Origin of the sequence: Sphingorhabdus sp., from assembly GCF_035329025.1 — a bacterium.
In the GTDB taxonomy this organism is placed as follows: Bacteria; Pseudomonadota; Alphaproteobacteria; order Sphingomonadales; family Sphingomonadaceae; genus Sphingorhabdus_B.
The window spans coordinates 1-15195 of record NZ_DAOLHN010000005.1 but is presented as its reverse complement, the minus strand read 5'-3'; the positions used below and the strand labels follow the sequence as shown (position 1 = coordinate 15195).

Genomic DNA, 15195 nt, shown 5'->3' with positions numbered 1-15195 from the left:
TCAGCCGACGCGAAGGCGCTGCAGGAAGGCCGCGCTCGCTTCGCGCAATGAAATAGCCCGTGACTCCATCTCACGCATGACCTGATGCATTTCATCGGCAACTTCGCCGACCCGCAGTGCATCCTGATTCACTTCCTGGCTCTGCGACCGGACTTCTTCGGCATTCCGGGCGGCGTGCTCGGCATTGTCACCGATTTCGCGAGTCGCTGCCTGTTGTTGCGAAATAGCGGCGGCGATGTTCCCGGCACCCTGTTGCACCCGATCAATCTTTTCGACGACCGATTCCACCTTTTCAGCAGTTGTTTCCATCTGCCCGCGAATATTGGCTACGGTCCCTGAAACAGAGGCGATGGCCTGGTGCGTCTGGCTCGCGAGCGATTTGACCTCTTGTGCGACGACAGCAAAGCCGCGACCCGCTTCCCCGGCACGTGCCGCTTCAATCGTGGCATTGAGCGCGAGCAGGTTGGTGCGGCTGGCGACATCCTCGATGATCGCAGCAATCTCTCCGACCTTATCGGCATCCTGCGAGAGTGCACCGATAGCCGTGCTACTCAGGCGGCTGCTACCCGTGGCTGCATTGGCGGCCTCGACCTGATCGTCAACCTGATCGGAAATGGCCTGCGTTGCATCGCCCAGCTGCCGCGCGGCGCCGGCTACCATCTGGATGGCGCTACTCATATTTTCGGCCATGATCGCCATCGCATCGGCCCGGTTGCGCGTCTGCGCGCCGATACCTGCCAGTTGCTCTGCCGATTCGCCGACCGCCCTAATCGCAGTGGTGATGGCATCTGCCGTCATGATAACGGATCGCTCGAATTCATGCGCCAACTGCTCCATCTCCGCCTGTCGCTGCCGATCGGCCTTGGCGCGGATTTCGGCCTCGACTTGCTCTGCACGCTTGCGCTCGGCCTCAATCTCGTCGCGTCGTTCGCGTTCCTGCTCATAGAAATCGGCGCGTGCATGGGCAAAAGCATGGGCATCATCGATCGATTTGAGGAAGGATCGCCATTGGCGCATTGCGATACGGTGCAACGCAAAACCGTAAATCGCGGTGGCGGCGTAGAAGTACCAGGGCAGTTGCTCATTTGACAGCAGGGGCCCGGCGATGCCGCCTGCAGTGACCATTACCAGCCAGACAAACATTGATCGCGGCAGGCACAGAAAGGTCAACGCACCTACGCCGATCAGGCCAAAGGCCGTGCCTCCGGCGATGACATGATTGATTTCGCCTGGGAGCGTCCACAGGTCGCAGATCAACCCTGCCCATGCGATGGAACCGATGCCGACATATTCGACGAAGCGGTTGCGTAGCCTTTTCAGAATGAGACCGTCTTCATCGGCATCGAGATCATAGTCTTTGAGCTTCAAATGCAGGCGAAAAATCAGAAACTGGGACAGCACTACAAAAGGCGCACCGACGATCGAGAAATAGGGAATGATCGACGTCGACATCAGCGCGGCCGTCGAAAGATAGAACAGGATGGCCGTGATCAGAATTGCAACATTGGCCCCAGCCGCGGCCTGCAATTGAGCAAGCAGGAGCGAGCGATTCTCGCCGGTTGCGCTGCGTCGCAACGTTTCCATCTCGTCCCCCAGATCGAGGACAATGGAGAACAGGTCGCGATATTTGCCGAATATGTTCATCGAGCTTCCCGAAATCTATGCCAGTCGGCTATCGCAGGAAGTTCCAAAGGAAATATTAACTATGCGCGGCCGCTTTCCGCATGCTGGTGGTCTCTAAACTGCCGCCCTGCCTATTTTGCTTGTTGCCGTGTGAATGCCAGGACATCGTCGATGACCGGGGCCTTGCTGCGGAATGGGCGGGCGATGGCCATGATTATCCCGCTATGGGTGACCTCGGGATAAAGTCGTAATTCTGCCTTGCCTGTGTCCTCATTGACCTTTTGCGCCAACGCCTTGCTGTTTCGCGGCTTGACCGTCGTATCGGCATCGCCGGTCAGCAACAACAACGGTGGCACCTTTCCATTGGCAAAGTGGATTGGCTGGGTCTCTTCAGGTTTGTGCCAATGTCCCAGTGCGTCGCGCGCGGCATCGCTCGTAAAGGGAAGGAAATCATAGGGTCCTGCTAGGCCGATAATGCCGGCTATTGCAGAAGCGTCGAGACCATGCCGCCGAAGCCATTTTGGATCGAGCGCTGCAAGCATGGCGATATGCGCGCCCGCACTATGCCCCATGACGAACAGGCGCTCCGGGTCACCGCACGCACTTTGATTCAGCTCCCGATTGGCGCTGGCAATGGCTTGCGCCGCATCATCGATAAAATCGGGGAAGCGATGCCCGGGTGCCTTCCGGTAATCGGCGATGAAAGTGATGAAACCACGCGCGGCAAAGGCGCGCCCGACAAAGGCGTAGCTGCTCCTGTCTCCTTCGCGCCATGAACCACCATGGAAGAAGAGCAGCGACGGAAATTTGCGGTCACCACATTCTTTGCCGGCACCAACCGGGTAATAGATGTCATAGCTTTGCTGTAATGACGCAGTCTCGCTGTAATGGGTGCCAAGAACCGCAGAACCGATTGCGTCCGCTTTGCCGGGCCACCAGCGGTCCGCGAGCTCAAGTTGTGCAGGGCCTCCTAAGCGGTAAAACCAGATTCCGGCTCCGGTCAGCAGAAGCGCTATAACAATCAGTGCGGTTTTCAGCATCGCCCGGTGATATCCTATGGCGCGCAAAAGAAAAGGGCGACCCGAGGGCCGCCCTTTCGAAAATCCAGAAAGGATTTGCTTAGCGCTTCGAGAACTGGAAGCTGCGGCGGGCTTTCGCCTTGCCGTACTTCTTACGCTCGACGGTACGGCTGTCGCGGGTCAGGAAGCCTTCGGCTTTGACCGCACCACGCAACGCGGGCTCGAACTTCGACAGTGCCTGGGCGATGCCATGCTTGACTGCACCGGCCTGTCCCGAAAGACCGCCACCCTTGACGGTAGCGACCACGTCATATTGTCCGGTCCGTTCGGTCACGCCGAAGGGCTGGTTGATGACGAGGCGCAGCGAGGGACGTGCAAAATACACTTCCTGGTCGCGGCCATTGACGATGATTTTGCCGGTGCCGGGCTTCAGCCAAACGCGGGCAACGGCATCCTTACGGCGACCGGTCGCATAGCTGCGGCCCTGTGCGTCGACTTCCTTCTCGCGCAGCGGGGCTGCGGGTGCAGCCGGAGCCGAACCTTCGGCACCCAGCGTCTGGAGATCAGCGAGCGATTCTACGGTGTCGGACATTATGCACCCACCTTGTTCTTGCGGTTCAGGGAAGCGACGTCGAGCACCTTGGGCTGCTGGCCGTCATGCGGGTGTTCGGTGCCGTTGTAGAGGTGCAGAGCACGCATCTGCTGGCGACCGAGCGGGCCGCGCGGAACCATGCGCTCGACAGCCTTTTCGAGTACGCGCTCAGGGAAACGGCCTTCGAGAACCTTGGCTGCGGTAACACCCTTGATGCCGCCGGCATAGCCGGTGTGGCGATAGTACACCTTGTCGCCCAGCTTCTTGCCGGTAAACTTCACCTTGTCGGCGTTGATGACGATGACATGGTCACCGCAATCGACGTGCGGGGTAAAGCTCGGCTTGTGCTTGCCGCGCAGGATATTGGCGATAATCGTGGCCACGCGACCGACAACCAGGCCGTCGGCATCAATGATATGCCAATCCTTCTGGACGTCCTGCGGGCGGATCGACTTCGTGACTTTGGACAGCGTTTTCATGGCTGCTGTTCGAACCTCCGATAGGGATAGGGTGCTGAAGAGAATCGAATCCTCATCAGCGGACGGGCGCTATTGGCGCGTAGGTGTGCAATAGTCAAGCAAATGCACGCATTTCGAGGCGGGTATAATAATACCCTAGGCAAGGGTCTCCGCCTTGACCCACATGGCATAGGCCGGATGGGCGGCATCTACCCGCCATGCCAAGATGGCCGGGACCTTGTGTCGATGCATCTGCGCAATCCGGTCGATAACTTCCTGTTGGCGCGATGCGGTGGTTTTGAGGATGACCGGATGTTCTTCGACAGTCTCGATCTCGCCTTCCCACCGATAATGCGAGATAATCGGTGTCAGCCGGTTGGCGCAGGCCACAAGATTTTGTTCCAACAGAGCGCGGCAGCAGTCATGCGCCTCACCCGCAGTTGGAAAAACGGCATAGACAATCGCCAGATCGGACACTTTTACCTGTAATCCCCTATTCGGCCCAGCCGGTGTGCGCCCCAGACCGTCGTTGCGACCACCAAGGCACCGACGGCCTGATGCAGCACCGCCAGTGTGATGTTCATGCCGGTCATTACAGTAGCAATTCCTAACAATATCTGCGTTCCGAATGCTGAATGGATGGCTATCGAAACCGGACGTGCGCCAAGCTTTTTGAGGTGCCGTGCCATAACCACCAGCGCGGCCACGGTAACCCAGGCCCACCAGCGGTGAATGAAGTGTGTCAGGAACGGGTCGTGGGTCAGCGCAAACCACGCTCCGTGGCCCCAATCCACGCCATCGGGATACAACCTGCCATTCATTAGAGGCCAGCTGTTGGAGACATAGCCGGCATTCAATCCGGCCACCCAGGCGCCGAAAAGCAGCTGGAGGAAAAGGATCAATATTATGGTTAAGCTGAAGCCGGTCAGCCGCGCTGGACGGTGTGCCCCGCTTCTGGCAAGTTCATGGAGATCAAGCGCAGTCCAGATCAGTCCACCCATGATGAAAAGCGCGGTCAACAGGTGCACCGCGAGGCGGAAATGGCTGACGTCGGTGCGCTCGCTGAGGCCCGACGATACCATCCACCAGCCTATCGTCCCCTGTAGCGCTCCAAGTGCCAGCAACGCCAGCAAGCGCCCCTTATAGCCATTTGGAATCTGGCGCCTGATCCAGAACCAGGCAAGCGGAATGGCAAATGCCAACCCGATTACGCGTCCCAACAGGCGATGCACCCACTCCCAGAAATAAATGAATTTGAATTCGGCGAGGGTCATTCCAGCCGGACCATTAATTTCAAGATATTCAGGAATTTGCTTATATTTCTCGAACTCTTGCGCCCATTGCGCTTCGTTCAGCGGCGGAATGGCACCGGTAACGGGCTTCCATTCGGTGATGGACAGCCCCGATTCGGTCAGGCGGGTGATGCCGCCGACGATGACCATCAGGAAAACCAAAAAGGCTACTGACATCAACCAGTTGACTAGTTTCTGCGGAGAACCGCCCGCGCTCGGCATTGAAGAGGATGCATTTGGCATGCGGGCGATATGATTGGCAGCAACCTGCATGGCAAGGCTTGGTTTCGCATAGCTATGCGTAAATTTTTTCGAACCGAAGAACAGCCGCTTAAGAGGATCGACCCGATGTTGCGTGGTCAAATCATGGCTTTCCGCCATAAAATATGCAATATGGCTAATTATATTACGCATGTTGGGGCATTTATTGCTCTTCTGCGGAAGCAAATTACGATTTGTTTGGAATGACTTATGAGCGGCATTGCTGGCGGCTCGCTTTCGAGCGTGCCCAACGGGAAAATTATCGATTTTGATCGCGCGGAATTGCGCCGGGTTCCGTTCCAGGATTCACTGTATCTATGGGTTTCGGCACGGACGCCCGGGACCAGCCTCGAACTGCGCCTCGCACCGCGCATTTATCATGATCGCCCAGACTATTGGGGAATAGAGGTTGTCGCCATCAGCGCCCCACAGGCCGATAATGATACTGGTGTCGATACACCGCTAAATGTCGTTGAGCGATCGGTTCCTCTGGTTGGCATCATCGGGACCAAGGGCATTTCGGTCATCGGAGCAAACCAGACCAAATTTATCAAGATCGACAGCGGGGCCTTTTAGGGTCGCACCCTGTTGTCATGGGGCGGGGGCTGGCCGCGATGCCTTTTTTGGAAGGCAACACCTCAACAACGGCCTGCCCTCAAACCCTCACAGTATGTCAGCTTTCAATTGCTTCGGCTATAATGTCCGGTGTCAGTATCTGCGGTAGTTCCTTGGCTTCCCCCCGCCGTGGGTAGAACAGATAAAGTGGAACACCCGACCGGCCATGTTCGGTTAGGAAGCGCGCTATTGCGGCGTCCCGCCGCGTGAAATCGCACACCATCACCTTGATGCCCTTCGCTTCAAACAGCCTGATTGTCTCATCGCGATTGATGGCAGCCGCTTCATTCACTTTACAGGTCACACACCAGTCAGCCGTGAAGTAGAGGAAGACGGGTGTGCCCTGCGCGCGGAGCTCCGCCAGCTTTCCGGCATCGAAAGGCAGTGCGCCCGGAATCGCAGGCTCGCCTTTCGCATCTGCATTGCGGCTTTCCGGAATGAACTGCGCACCGACTGCGACCATCGCTATGCCCGCAATCAAAAGCAGAAGCGGCGCTTTAGGCAATCTGGCTTGCACGATGCGGTAGCCGATCAGCATCGCCAGAAGCAAAACGATTGCGACGACGCCGGCCAATAGACCTTCCGTCCCGGTTAAACGCCACATTAGCCAGAGCAATGCCAGCGCAGTCAGACCCATCGGGATAGCCATCAGTCTGCGGAACCGCCCCAACCAAGGCCCCGGCTTGGGCAGAATGGCCCGCATCCGCGGCACATAGGCGATCATAAGGAACGGCAGGGCGATCCCGATGCCCAGGCTGGCAAACAGCAACATTGCCTCAACAGCGGGGAGCAAAAGCGCAGCGCCCATGGCGGCTGCCATAAAGGGTCCCGTGCAGGGTGTAGCAACCACCGCCGCCAATACCCCCGTCCAGAATGAACCGGACATTCCGGATTTTCGTGTCAGACCATCGCCGACAGCGAAACCCGGTAGCTCGAAAAGACCGGCAAGATTGGCCGTTACCACAACCATAAGCGCGAGCAGCGCGAATATAACGACAGGTTCCTGCAACTGGAATGCCCAGCCAATTTCCTCCCCCGCCGCTCGTAGCGACAGCATGGTCACACCCAAGGCCAGACAGCTCAAAACCACGCCTGCTGTGTAGGCCAGCGCATCTTGTCGCGCTTCACGCTGGTCACCTCCCGCTTTGGCCAGCGTGAGTGCCTTGAGACCAAGGATCGGAAAGACGCATGGCATCAGGTTCAGCAGCAGCCCTCCGACCAGCGCCCCCAGAAGCAGCCATGGCAATGCGGGCAATGCGGGAACGGCGGGTGTCAGCTTGTCGCTCGCGCCCAAAGCCGCCACTTCATCACCACCTTTGGGAATGGGGCCAGCGACCGTGCGGATCAAAAGCCCCTGGCCGTCACCAATCCGCAACAGACCGTCAACCGGCGCCGCCTGGCCCTGCGCTTCGGTTGTGATGATCAACCAGTCACCGGCCCTGCGCGCGGCTTGCGGCGCTGCATAACGGATGCGATCGGTCGTCAGTGCAAAAAAATAGGGGCGGTCGAGCGGGGCACTGGCCGGATAGGGAATGGCGATTGCATAGGTTTTGCCGCTGATGGCATAACGCGCATTTTGATCCAGCGGTACAGGGATTGCACTTCGCCATTGGTCGAATTGTTTGCGCTTGTTAAATTCGACCGTGCCGCCACCTGCCCGCAACTGCAGCGTGAAGCGGTCCTGTTGCGGGACGCATATTGTATCAGTGCAAGCCAGCCAGTTGGCGGCTACCTCCAATGGCACCGAAGTGCCGGACTGCACAGAACTGTCAATCGCCAGATCAACCAGTATCGCGTGCGGCTCTTCATATACATGGTTCATCAATCCGCCGATCAGCAGCGGCTTGGGAACCGGAAAGCGGGGCTTGCCAGGCGTGATTCCGGCGGGCAGCTTCCATTCCAGCTGCAGCCCCAAACCGGCATCGCCGGGATTCTCCCAATAGCCATGCCAACCCGCTTTGGGTTCAAAGACGAAGGCGAGAGTGAGGGAGGAACCGGGTGCTGGAGCATCGGTTTCGGCAACCAGACGGCCGGGAACATTCAGCTGTTGGGCCGATGCGACTTGTGCACCCAGCAGCGCCAAAGCGACCAGCAGCCACCTAAAGAGCCAATGCATCAGCCGGTAATCGCTTTCACGGCACCCAGGAACTGAACCATTCCGACAGGCTTCGACAGATAGGCGCGTGCGCCCGCGCCCAATATGCGTTCCTCGTCGCCCTTCCCGGCATAAGCGGTCACGGCAAGCACGGGGATCGGTTTGAGGTCGTCTTCGCTCTGCATCGCTTCAATCAGGTCGAGGCCGCTGACATGCGGCATTTGGATATCCATGATGATCAAGTCGGGCCCAAACTCGCGCATCCGCGAAAAAGCTTCGCGTCCATCACGCAGGCCTGCGACCTCAAACTGGTGCGCGCGCAGCAGGTCGGTGAACAGTTTGAGGTTCAGCTCATTATCCTCGACGATCAGAACCTTCTTGCCCACAACATTCCCTTTAGCATTGGCTATTTTGCTGCCTAGGCAGCGCCGTTGCTTTCGCTTAAGCGAAAGCCATGCTCGAAACAAATGCGAAAAGCGTGGGCCAAATTCAACTCGACCCGGCAACGCTTGCCCTCAGTGCGCTTGGCTGGATTCTATCGGATTCCGAACGCGCCTCACGAATGCTTGCGCTCACCGGGCTGACGCCGGATATATTGCGCCACGACATATCCCAAAAATCGACACAGGCGGCGATCCTGTCTTTCCTTGAAGCCCATGAACCCGACCTGGTTGCCGCTGCCGACCATATGAATGTGAAACCTGAGGCGCTGGTACGTGCCCGAATGGAGCTTGAAGCATGAGCCGCCCCTTGTTGATTTCCGATTGTGACGAGGTGCTGCTGCACATGGTCGTGCCCTTCCGTGACTGGCTGGACGAAGCGCATCACATCCATTTTGATCTTGTCCATGGCGACTGGGGAGAGGCGCTGCGTCACAAGCATGATGGCACGCAGGTCGAGCGCGGCCATGTCTGGAACCTGTTGAACGGCTTCTTCCTGACCGAGATGCACCGGCAGCAGCCGATCGACGGCGCGGTTGAAGCCGTCAACCGGATAGCCGAGCATGCCGATGTCGTGATCCTGACCAATTTGATGGATCACCATAATGAATCGCGTGTCGAACAATTACGCGCAGTCGGTATCGATGCTCCGGTCTATACCAACCAGGGCGGCAAGGGCGAGGCGCTTGCACGGATTGTCGAACGCTACAATCCCAGCGTCACTGTTTTCGTCGACGATCTTGGCCATCAGCATGAATCGGTGGCTGAAACCCTGCCCGATGTCTGGCGGCTGCAATTTGTTGGCGAGCCGATATTGTGGCAGCGCGTCCAGTCATCGCAATTGGCGCATGCCCGTATCGATCTGTGGCATGAGGCCGAGCATTGGATTACCGATAAACTGCTCGCGGGGAGCCCCGCGCCCAATATTCAGAAAGAACCCGTATGATCGAAGACCGCCTCGCCGAACTCGGCATCACCCTCCCCGAACCCGCTGCGCCGGTCGCGTCCTATGTGCCGACGGTCGAAGTCGGCGGACTGCTCTACATTTCGGGTCAGGTCTCGTTCGTTGATGGCAAGCTGATGACCGGTAAGGTCGGCGACAGCCGCAGCGAGGAAGCGGGCATATTGGCGGCGCAAGGTTGTGGCCTGATGCTTATCGCGCAGATGAAAAAAGCGCTCGGCTCGCTCGATCGCGTCGAGCGTATCGTCAAACTGGGCGCTTTCGTCGCGTCCACCCCCGATTTCACCGGCCAACCCAAGGTTGCCAATGGCGCTTCGGACCTGATGGAGGCGGTGTTTGGCGATGCCGGCAAACATGCACGCAGTGCCGTGGGCGTTCCCGTCCTGCCGCTCGATTCGACGGTGGAGATTGACGCCATAGTGGCGGTAAAGCCCGCCTGAGGAAAAGGACATGGCGGAAGGCGATACGCCCGACGACCCGATCATAGCCCAAATTGCCGAGGGCGTGTCCGCGCTGGATGCAGCGCAATGGGATGCGTTGAATGCATCCGCCAACCCTTTTGTCTGCCATGCCTTCCTTGCAGCCCTTGAGGATTCGGGAAGTGTTGGCTCGGGAACCGGCTGGTCACCAACGCCGATTTCTATTCGCGATGCAGGCGGGAACATTTGCGGTGCGTTACCTGCCTATTTGAAATCGCACAGCCAGGGCGAATATGTCTTCGATCATGCCTGGGCCGATGCTTATGAAAGGGCAGGCGGGCGCTATTATCCGAAGCTGCAGATAGCCGCACCCTTTTCACCGGTGCCGGGTCCGCGTCTGCTCGCGCGCGATGATGATATAGCGCTCAAACTTCTTCGAGCTACTGAAAGCGTTGTACTGCAAAACGGCCTTTCGTCCGCGCACGCAACCTTTGTCGACGAGGACCAGTTGTATCTGTTTCGAAAGGCCGGATGGCTGATCCGTTCGGGTACGCAATTCCATTGGGCGAATGACGGCTATTCCGGCTTCGATGATTTTATGGCGACGCTTGCTTCGCGTAAACGTCGCGCGATTCGCAAGGAACGGACCGCTGCGCAATCGGCGGTCGACATTCAGATATTGCGCGGTGACCAGATCTTGCCCGCCCATTGGGACATGTTCTGGGTCTTCTATCAGGACACCGGCGCGCGCAAATGGGGGCGGCCCTATCTGACGCGTACGTTTTTTGATCAGATTGTCCAGAGCATGGGCGATAGCATCGTTCTGTTCCTGGCATATCGGGGCGGACAGCCAGTGGCGGGCGCGCTCAACCTGCTCGGGCCCGATTGCCTCTATGGCCGCTATTGGGGTTGTGTCGAAGACATCCCCTTCCTGCATTTCGAGCTTTGTTACTATCAGGCAATCGACTTCGCGATTGCCCATGGCTTGGCGCGGGTCGAGGCGGGCGCACAGGGTGAGCATAAACTGGCGCGCGGCTATCTGCCGGTCACGACCTGGTCGGCGCATTTCATCGCCGATCCGGGCTTCCGCGCGGCCATCGAGGATTTTCTGGTGCGCGAACGCCGCGCGGTGGATCGAGAACAGGAGTTTCTGGCCGAACTCGGTCCGTTCAAACGCGGTTAGCGGATAAGCTCGCCGCCCTTCATCACATGGTCGATCGCTTCCAGAGCGACAATGTCGGCCAGCGGATCGTCTTTGACCGCGACAAGATCGGCAAAGCGTCCGGGTGCGATGCTGCCCAGTTCATGCTCCTTGCCCAGTAATTTCGCCGCGCGGATGGTGGCGGACTGGATCGCCTGCATCGGCGTCATCCCGTACCGCACCATATAGGCGAACTGTCGCCCGTTGACCCCGTGCGGATAGACGCCGCTGTCGGTGCCATAGGCGATCTTGACGCCCATCTTCACCGCCTTGGCAAAGCCCGCGCGCTGGACGTCAGTGGTCTCGCGGTTCTTGCGCAGATATTCCTCGGGCCAACCCTCTTTGGTGCCGATATCGTCGATATAGTCGCCATTATAGATATCCATCACCAGCCAGGTGCCATTGGCCTTGGCAAGCTTGAGCGCTTCGTCGTCGATCAGGCTGGCATGTTCGATTGAGCGCACGCCTGCGGCAATCGCATTTTTGATACCCTGCGCGCCATGCGCATGAGCGGTCACATAGACGCCGCGTTTGGAGGCGGTATCGACCGCCGCCTTCATTTCCTCGACGCTCAATTCGGGTTCACCCGGTTCGGTGCCGATGGCAAGGACCGCGCCGGTCGCAATCAGCTTCAGGAAATCGGCGCCTTCTTCAATGAAATATTCGGCATTGGTCGCCGCCTGCTCGGGCCCGACCGAAACGCCATAGCGCATATCCTCGGGCAGCTTTTCATTGTCGGTGACGCCGTTGAGTTCGCCGCCACCACCCGGCTTGGTGATATAGCCACCTGCGACAAACATGCGCGGCCCGGGCACGCGGCCCATGTTGATCGCGTCTTTCAACGCAACATCGGTAAGCCCGCGATAAGTGCCGACATCGCGGACTGTGGTGAACCCCGCCATCAGCGTATCACGCGCATTTTTTGCGCCGATCAGCGCGGTGGCAGCAGGCGAGGTTTTCAGTGGCAGCGCGAGGTCTGCACTCTGCCCTGCATCGGCAAGGTGGGTGTGCAGGTCCATCAGGCCGGGCAACACGGTGTAGGTGGACCAGTCGATCGTCCGGATGCTATCGGGCTGCGCCTTGCACGGCTCGACGGCAGCAATCTTCTCCCCCGCAATCGTGATGCAGTGACCGGTCAGTACTTTGCCAGCTGCAACATCGACGATGCGACCAGCTTTCAAGTAAACTGTTTCGGCAAGGGCAGGCTTTGCGAATAGCAGTACTACAAACAAAAACCGTAGTGTTGAGCTTGTCGAAGCACGTCTCACAGCCATAGCATAAACCTTGAAGCGCCCTTCGACAGGCTCAGGGCTACGGTGATGGATAAACCGGCAATCGGGGCCCTAGCCCTTCTTGGTGATGCGTTCGATTTCGCGCGCAACCATCGCCTCGACAATGCCGGGCAGGTTGGTGTCGAGCCATTCCTTGAGCATCGGCTTCATCAATTCGCGGGTCAGGCCTTCAAGCGAAGTCTCGCCCGAGCGGACGATCTGCGGCGCTACGCCGGGTTCGGAGAGCGTCTGCAGCACCGAAAAGCTCTGGCGCAGGCTCTGCGCCTTGCCGGTGTCGAGCAATTCTTCTTCGCGCTCATCGGCAGCGGCTTCGGTCAGTTCGAGGACATCCTCGTTTTCGCTGTCATCGCGGAGTGTTTCGCGGGCAGGCCGACGCGAGTTGATGGCGCGCGAGCGGTCTTCATCAGCGATGATCTTCTTGATCGAAGACAGGATCGCTTCCATCGATGGTTCGTTCCGATCAGTCGCCATGTGCCAACGCCCCTAAATGCCCCACTGATTCCCTTAATATTTGGGAAGCGGCTCTATTTCTGCCTTTTGGGCTTGTGTGTCAACCGTGCGGGTGGCTTTGGCGGTGGGGTCGGGTTGGGACGACCAATCGAACCAGCTGCCTTTGACGGCATCATATTCGGCAACCGGATCGTAAAGCGGGCCGCCTTCAAGTCCCAGATCGCGGGCCTCGGCCCGGCCCATCGCAGCGAGCAAGGAGAAACCAGCGACATAGGCGTTGCGCCGTGCGGTGACGAGCTGGACTTTGCTGTTGAGCAGTTCCTGCTCGGCATTCAAAATGTCGAGAATGGTGCGGTTTCCGACGCTGTTCTCGGCGCGGGTGCCTTCGAGCGAGAGTTCGTTTGCCGACACCGCGCGTTCGGACGCGGCGATCACATCCTGTGAAGCCTTCCAGCTGGCATAAGCGGCGCGGGTCTGCGCGATCGCTTCGCGCTCGGCGGCGATTTCCTGCTCGATCGCTTGACCCATCCGCGCCTGCGCCTGACGGATCTGGGCCGCCGGTTGTCCACCCTGATACAGCGGCAAGGTTGCGCGCACACCGACCTGCGCCGAGGTCGAGGTCTTGTCAAACGGGGCAAGTGTCCCCGAATCGATGCTACCGAAATTGTTCGAATAACTGCCCGAGCCAAAGCCGGCGACCTGCGGCAGGCGGCTGGCCTCGGCACCCTTGCGGTCAAAGCGCGCAGCTTCGCGCAGTTCCTTCGATGCAATCAGGTCGGGATTATTCTCCAGCGCAACGCTAACCGCCGCATCGGGCGATTCAGGAAGGTTGGGCAACGGTGGCGGGGCTTCGAGATTTTCCGGTGCCTTGCCGACCAGCTGGATATAGATTTCTTTCGAACGAATAAGGTTCGCGCGCGCCGCCTCCATGCTGCTCGTTGCAAGCGCTAGCCTTGCTTCGGACTGCGCCACATCGGTGCGGGTCAGATCGCCGATTTCAAACCGGTCGCGCGTGGCTTCCAGATTGACCTGCAATACACCGACCTGCGCACGATTGAGCTCGACAATCGCCTCGTCGCGGATCACGTCCATATAGGCGCCGACCACGGCGGAGAAAATCGCGCTCTCGGTTGCGCGCAATCCGGCAATTCCAGCCTCGACCCTATTCTCGGCCGCCCGAACCGCATTTTTGACTGCTCCACCGAGATAGAGCGGCACCGTCACATCGGCGCGCCCGTTCAGTGTCCGGTCGGGTGTGAAGTTGGTGCCGTCCGACCTCGGGAACAATTCGGTATAGGTGGCGCTGGTGCTGACATCGGGGCGGCCATTGGCCTTGGCGATCGGAACCGCCTCGTTCACCACCTTCTGTCCCTCACGTGCACCTGTCAGCACCGGGTTGGTCTGATAGGCTTCAGCCAATGCCTCACGCAGCGTGTCTGCCGACGCAGGCGCGGCTATTGCCAGCGCAGCCGTCGCAGCGAGCAGAATCGCTCTAACTGTCCCCCGATTGTTGCTCAAAACACGAATTCCTTCGCGCGTTCAAAGCCCGGCAACGGGGCAATTTCGATGTCAGCCAAAGCGCGCAATGCGACATGGCCTCCATATTTGGTGCCGCTTGCCAGCCTGCACACTGGCCCTTCGACAATCCCCGTAACGATCCGGCCACCCTCGGCCAGTTGCTCTTCGATTGCTGCGGGAAGCTGTTCAACGGCACCGTCTATAAGGATCAGGCTATACGGAGCGCTTTTCTTGGTGCCTTCGTTAAGCGCGGTTTCGACGATGTCGAGCCCTGGAACATTGGCGCGAGCTGCCGGAGCCAATTCCGCGTCGTCTTCAACGGCAACCAGCTTTGCGACCCGCCCGGCCAGCAACGCAGCCATATATCCTGTGCCAGCCCCAATCAGCAGCACATTGTCCTTCTCTATTATGCTGGCAGCCTGCAACATTTCGGCAGTCGCCAATGGTGGATTGAGCATACGGCCATTGCCGAGCGGAACCGACCGATCAAGATAGGCAAACGCCTCCTTACCCGCAGGCAGGAACTTTTCGCGGGGCAGTTCGCCCATCGCTTTTACGATCCATGCTTCGGTGATGCCGTTGGTTCTTAGCTGGCTGTCGATCATGTGCCGACGGTTGGTTTCCGATTGCGCTGACTGCATAAGACTTTCCGCTGCCGCTATTTTATGGCTCGATTGTTACTGACACAACTGTATTGTAGATGCAATACAGCCTTTCGATTCTCTTCTAGTGAGCGCAGGCGCAAAGTCCAAGCCGCTTTCGGACAAACGCACGAATTTGCCATGCAAGCGGCGTCGCTTTGTTTCCTGCCTGTTGCCAAATCGTCGCGAATCGGATTGCAAAGCGCAAATCCAGCCGCTAGGGACGCGCTCCTGCACCACATGTGACGCTTTTCTGTCGCAGCGCGAGGCCCGATGGCGGAGTGGTGACGCAGAGGACTGCAAATCCTTGCACGCCGG

The 15195-nt window shown here is 58.7% G+C and carries 18 protein-coding genes; 6 read left to right on the top strand and 12 right to left on the bottom strand.

Annotated elements, in window-relative coordinates; translation table 11 throughout:
- The 6 genes from PKC81_RS02070 to PKC81_RS02045 form a co-directional block, all read right to left on the bottom strand.
- Window positions 1–1644 carry a methyl-accepting chemotaxis protein gene (locus PKC81_RS02070; RefSeq protein ID WP_324332983.1) on the bottom strand — a complete coding sequence of 548 codons (1644 nt, stop codon included), beginning with the start codon at window positions 1642–1644 and terminating at the stop codon, window positions 1–3.
- A 110-nt stretch (window positions 1645–1754) separates the two neighbouring features.
- Entirely contained in the window at window positions 1755–2663 is a 909-nt protein-coding gene (locus PKC81_RS02065) for an alpha/beta hydrolase (protein ID WP_324332982.1), read from the bottom strand.
- Between the two features lie 79 nt (window positions 2664–2742).
- Window positions 2743–3234, bottom strand: coding sequence for a 30S ribosomal protein S9 (rpsI, locus tag PKC81_RS02060; protein ID WP_298605030.1), 492 nt, complete (start codon window positions 3232–3234; stop codon window positions 2743–2745).
- A complete protein-coding gene (gene rplM, locus PKC81_RS02055; RefSeq protein ID WP_324332981.1) occupies window positions 3234–3713 on the bottom strand; it encodes a 50S ribosomal protein L13 in 480 nt (159 codons plus the stop codon). Before rplM ends, rpsI begins: the two co-directional genes overlap by 1 nt.
- 135 nt (window positions 3714–3848) lie before the next feature.
- On the bottom strand, window positions 3849–4169 hold the full coding sequence (gene cutA, locus PKC81_RS02050; protein ID WP_324332980.1) for a divalent-cation tolerance protein CutA: 321 nt from the start codon (window positions 4167–4169) through the stop codon (window positions 3849–3851).
- A 2-nt stretch (window positions 4170–4171) separates the two neighbouring features.
- On the bottom strand, window positions 4172–5227 hold the full coding sequence (locus PKC81_RS02045; protein ID WP_324332979.1) for a COX15/CtaA family protein: 1056 nt from the start codon (window positions 5225–5227) through the stop codon (window positions 4172–4174).
- Window positions 5228–5236: 9 nt separating this feature from the next.
- On the opposite strand from PKC81_RS02045, the gene PKC81_RS02040 reads away from it, so the two are divergent.
- Window positions 5237–5452, top strand: coding sequence for a hypothetical protein (locus PKC81_RS02040; RefSeq protein ID WP_324332978.1), 216 nt, complete (start codon window positions 5237–5239; stop codon window positions 5450–5452).
- Window positions 5453–5455: 3 nt separating this feature from the next.
- A complete protein-coding gene (locus tag PKC81_RS02035; RefSeq protein ID WP_324332977.1) occupies window positions 5456–5821 on the top strand; it encodes a hypothetical protein in 366 nt (121 codons plus the stop codon).
- A 97-nt stretch (window positions 5822–5918) separates the two neighbouring features.
- Here the strand turns inward: PKC81_RS02035 and PKC81_RS02030 are convergent, their stop codons facing one another.
- Complete coding sequence (locus PKC81_RS02030; RefSeq protein WP_324332976.1) at window positions 5919–7976, bottom strand: protein-disulfide reductase DsbD domain-containing protein; 2058 nt, start codon at window positions 7974–7976, stop codon at window positions 5919–5921.
- A complete protein-coding gene (locus tag PKC81_RS02025; RefSeq protein WP_324332975.1) occupies window positions 7976–8341 on the bottom strand; it encodes a response regulator in 366 nt (121 codons plus the stop codon). Before PKC81_RS02025 ends, PKC81_RS02030 begins: the two co-directional genes overlap by 1 nt.
- A 68-nt stretch (window positions 8342–8409) precedes the next feature.
- Between PKC81_RS02025 and PKC81_RS02020 the strand changes: the two genes are divergently transcribed.
- From PKC81_RS02020 to PKC81_RS02005, 4 genes are read left to right on the top strand one after another with little or no spacing between them, the layout of a single operon-like run.
- Complete coding sequence (locus tag PKC81_RS02020) at window positions 8410–8697, top strand: DUF3572 domain-containing protein (RefSeq protein ID WP_324332974.1); 288 nt, start codon at window positions 8410–8412, stop codon at window positions 8695–8697.
- Entirely contained in the window at window positions 8694–9341 is a 648-nt protein-coding gene (locus PKC81_RS02015; protein ID WP_324332973.1) for an HAD family hydrolase, read from the top strand. Before PKC81_RS02020 ends, PKC81_RS02015 begins: the two co-directional genes overlap by 4 nt.
- Entirely contained in the window at window positions 9338–9796 is a 459-nt protein-coding gene (locus tag PKC81_RS02010) for a RidA family protein (protein WP_324332972.1), read from the top strand. The genes PKC81_RS02015 and PKC81_RS02010 overlap by 4 nt, the downstream gene beginning before the upstream one ends.
- A gap of 10 nt (window positions 9797–9806) precedes the next feature.
- The gene (locus PKC81_RS02005; RefSeq protein ID WP_324332971.1) at window positions 9807–10958 is read left to right on the top strand and encodes a GNAT family N-acetyltransferase; all 1152 of its coding nucleotides are present in this window, start codon (window positions 9807–9809) and stop codon (window positions 10956–10958) included.
- Here the strand turns inward: PKC81_RS02005 and PKC81_RS02000 are convergent.
- From PKC81_RS02000 to PKC81_RS01985, 4 genes are all read right to left on the bottom strand, one after another.
- Window positions 10955–12157, bottom strand: a complete 1203-nt coding sequence (locus PKC81_RS02000; RefSeq protein ID WP_324332970.1) for an amidohydrolase family protein — start codon at window positions 12155–12157, stop codon at window positions 10955–10957. The genes PKC81_RS02005 and PKC81_RS02000 overlap by 4 nt on opposite strands.
- Before the next feature lie 162 nt (window positions 12158–12319).
- Window positions 12320–12739: a DUF2497 domain-containing protein gene (locus tag PKC81_RS01995; protein ID WP_324332969.1), complete on the bottom strand. Its 420-nt coding sequence runs from the start codon at window positions 12737–12739 to the stop codon at window positions 12320–12322.
- Window positions 12740–12772: 33 nt separating this feature from the next.
- Window positions 12773–14236 carry a TolC family outer membrane protein gene (locus tag PKC81_RS01990; protein WP_324332968.1) on the bottom strand — a complete coding sequence of 488 codons (1464 nt, stop codon included), beginning with the start codon at window positions 14234–14236 and terminating at the stop codon, window positions 12773–12775.
- On the bottom strand, window positions 14233–14877 hold the full coding sequence (locus tag PKC81_RS01985) for an rRNA adenine N-6-methyltransferase family protein (protein WP_324332967.1): 645 nt from the start codon (window positions 14875–14877) through the stop codon (window positions 14233–14235). Before PKC81_RS01985 ends, PKC81_RS01990 begins: the two co-directional genes overlap by 4 nt.
- Between the last annotated feature and the right edge of the window lie 318 nt (window positions 14878–15195).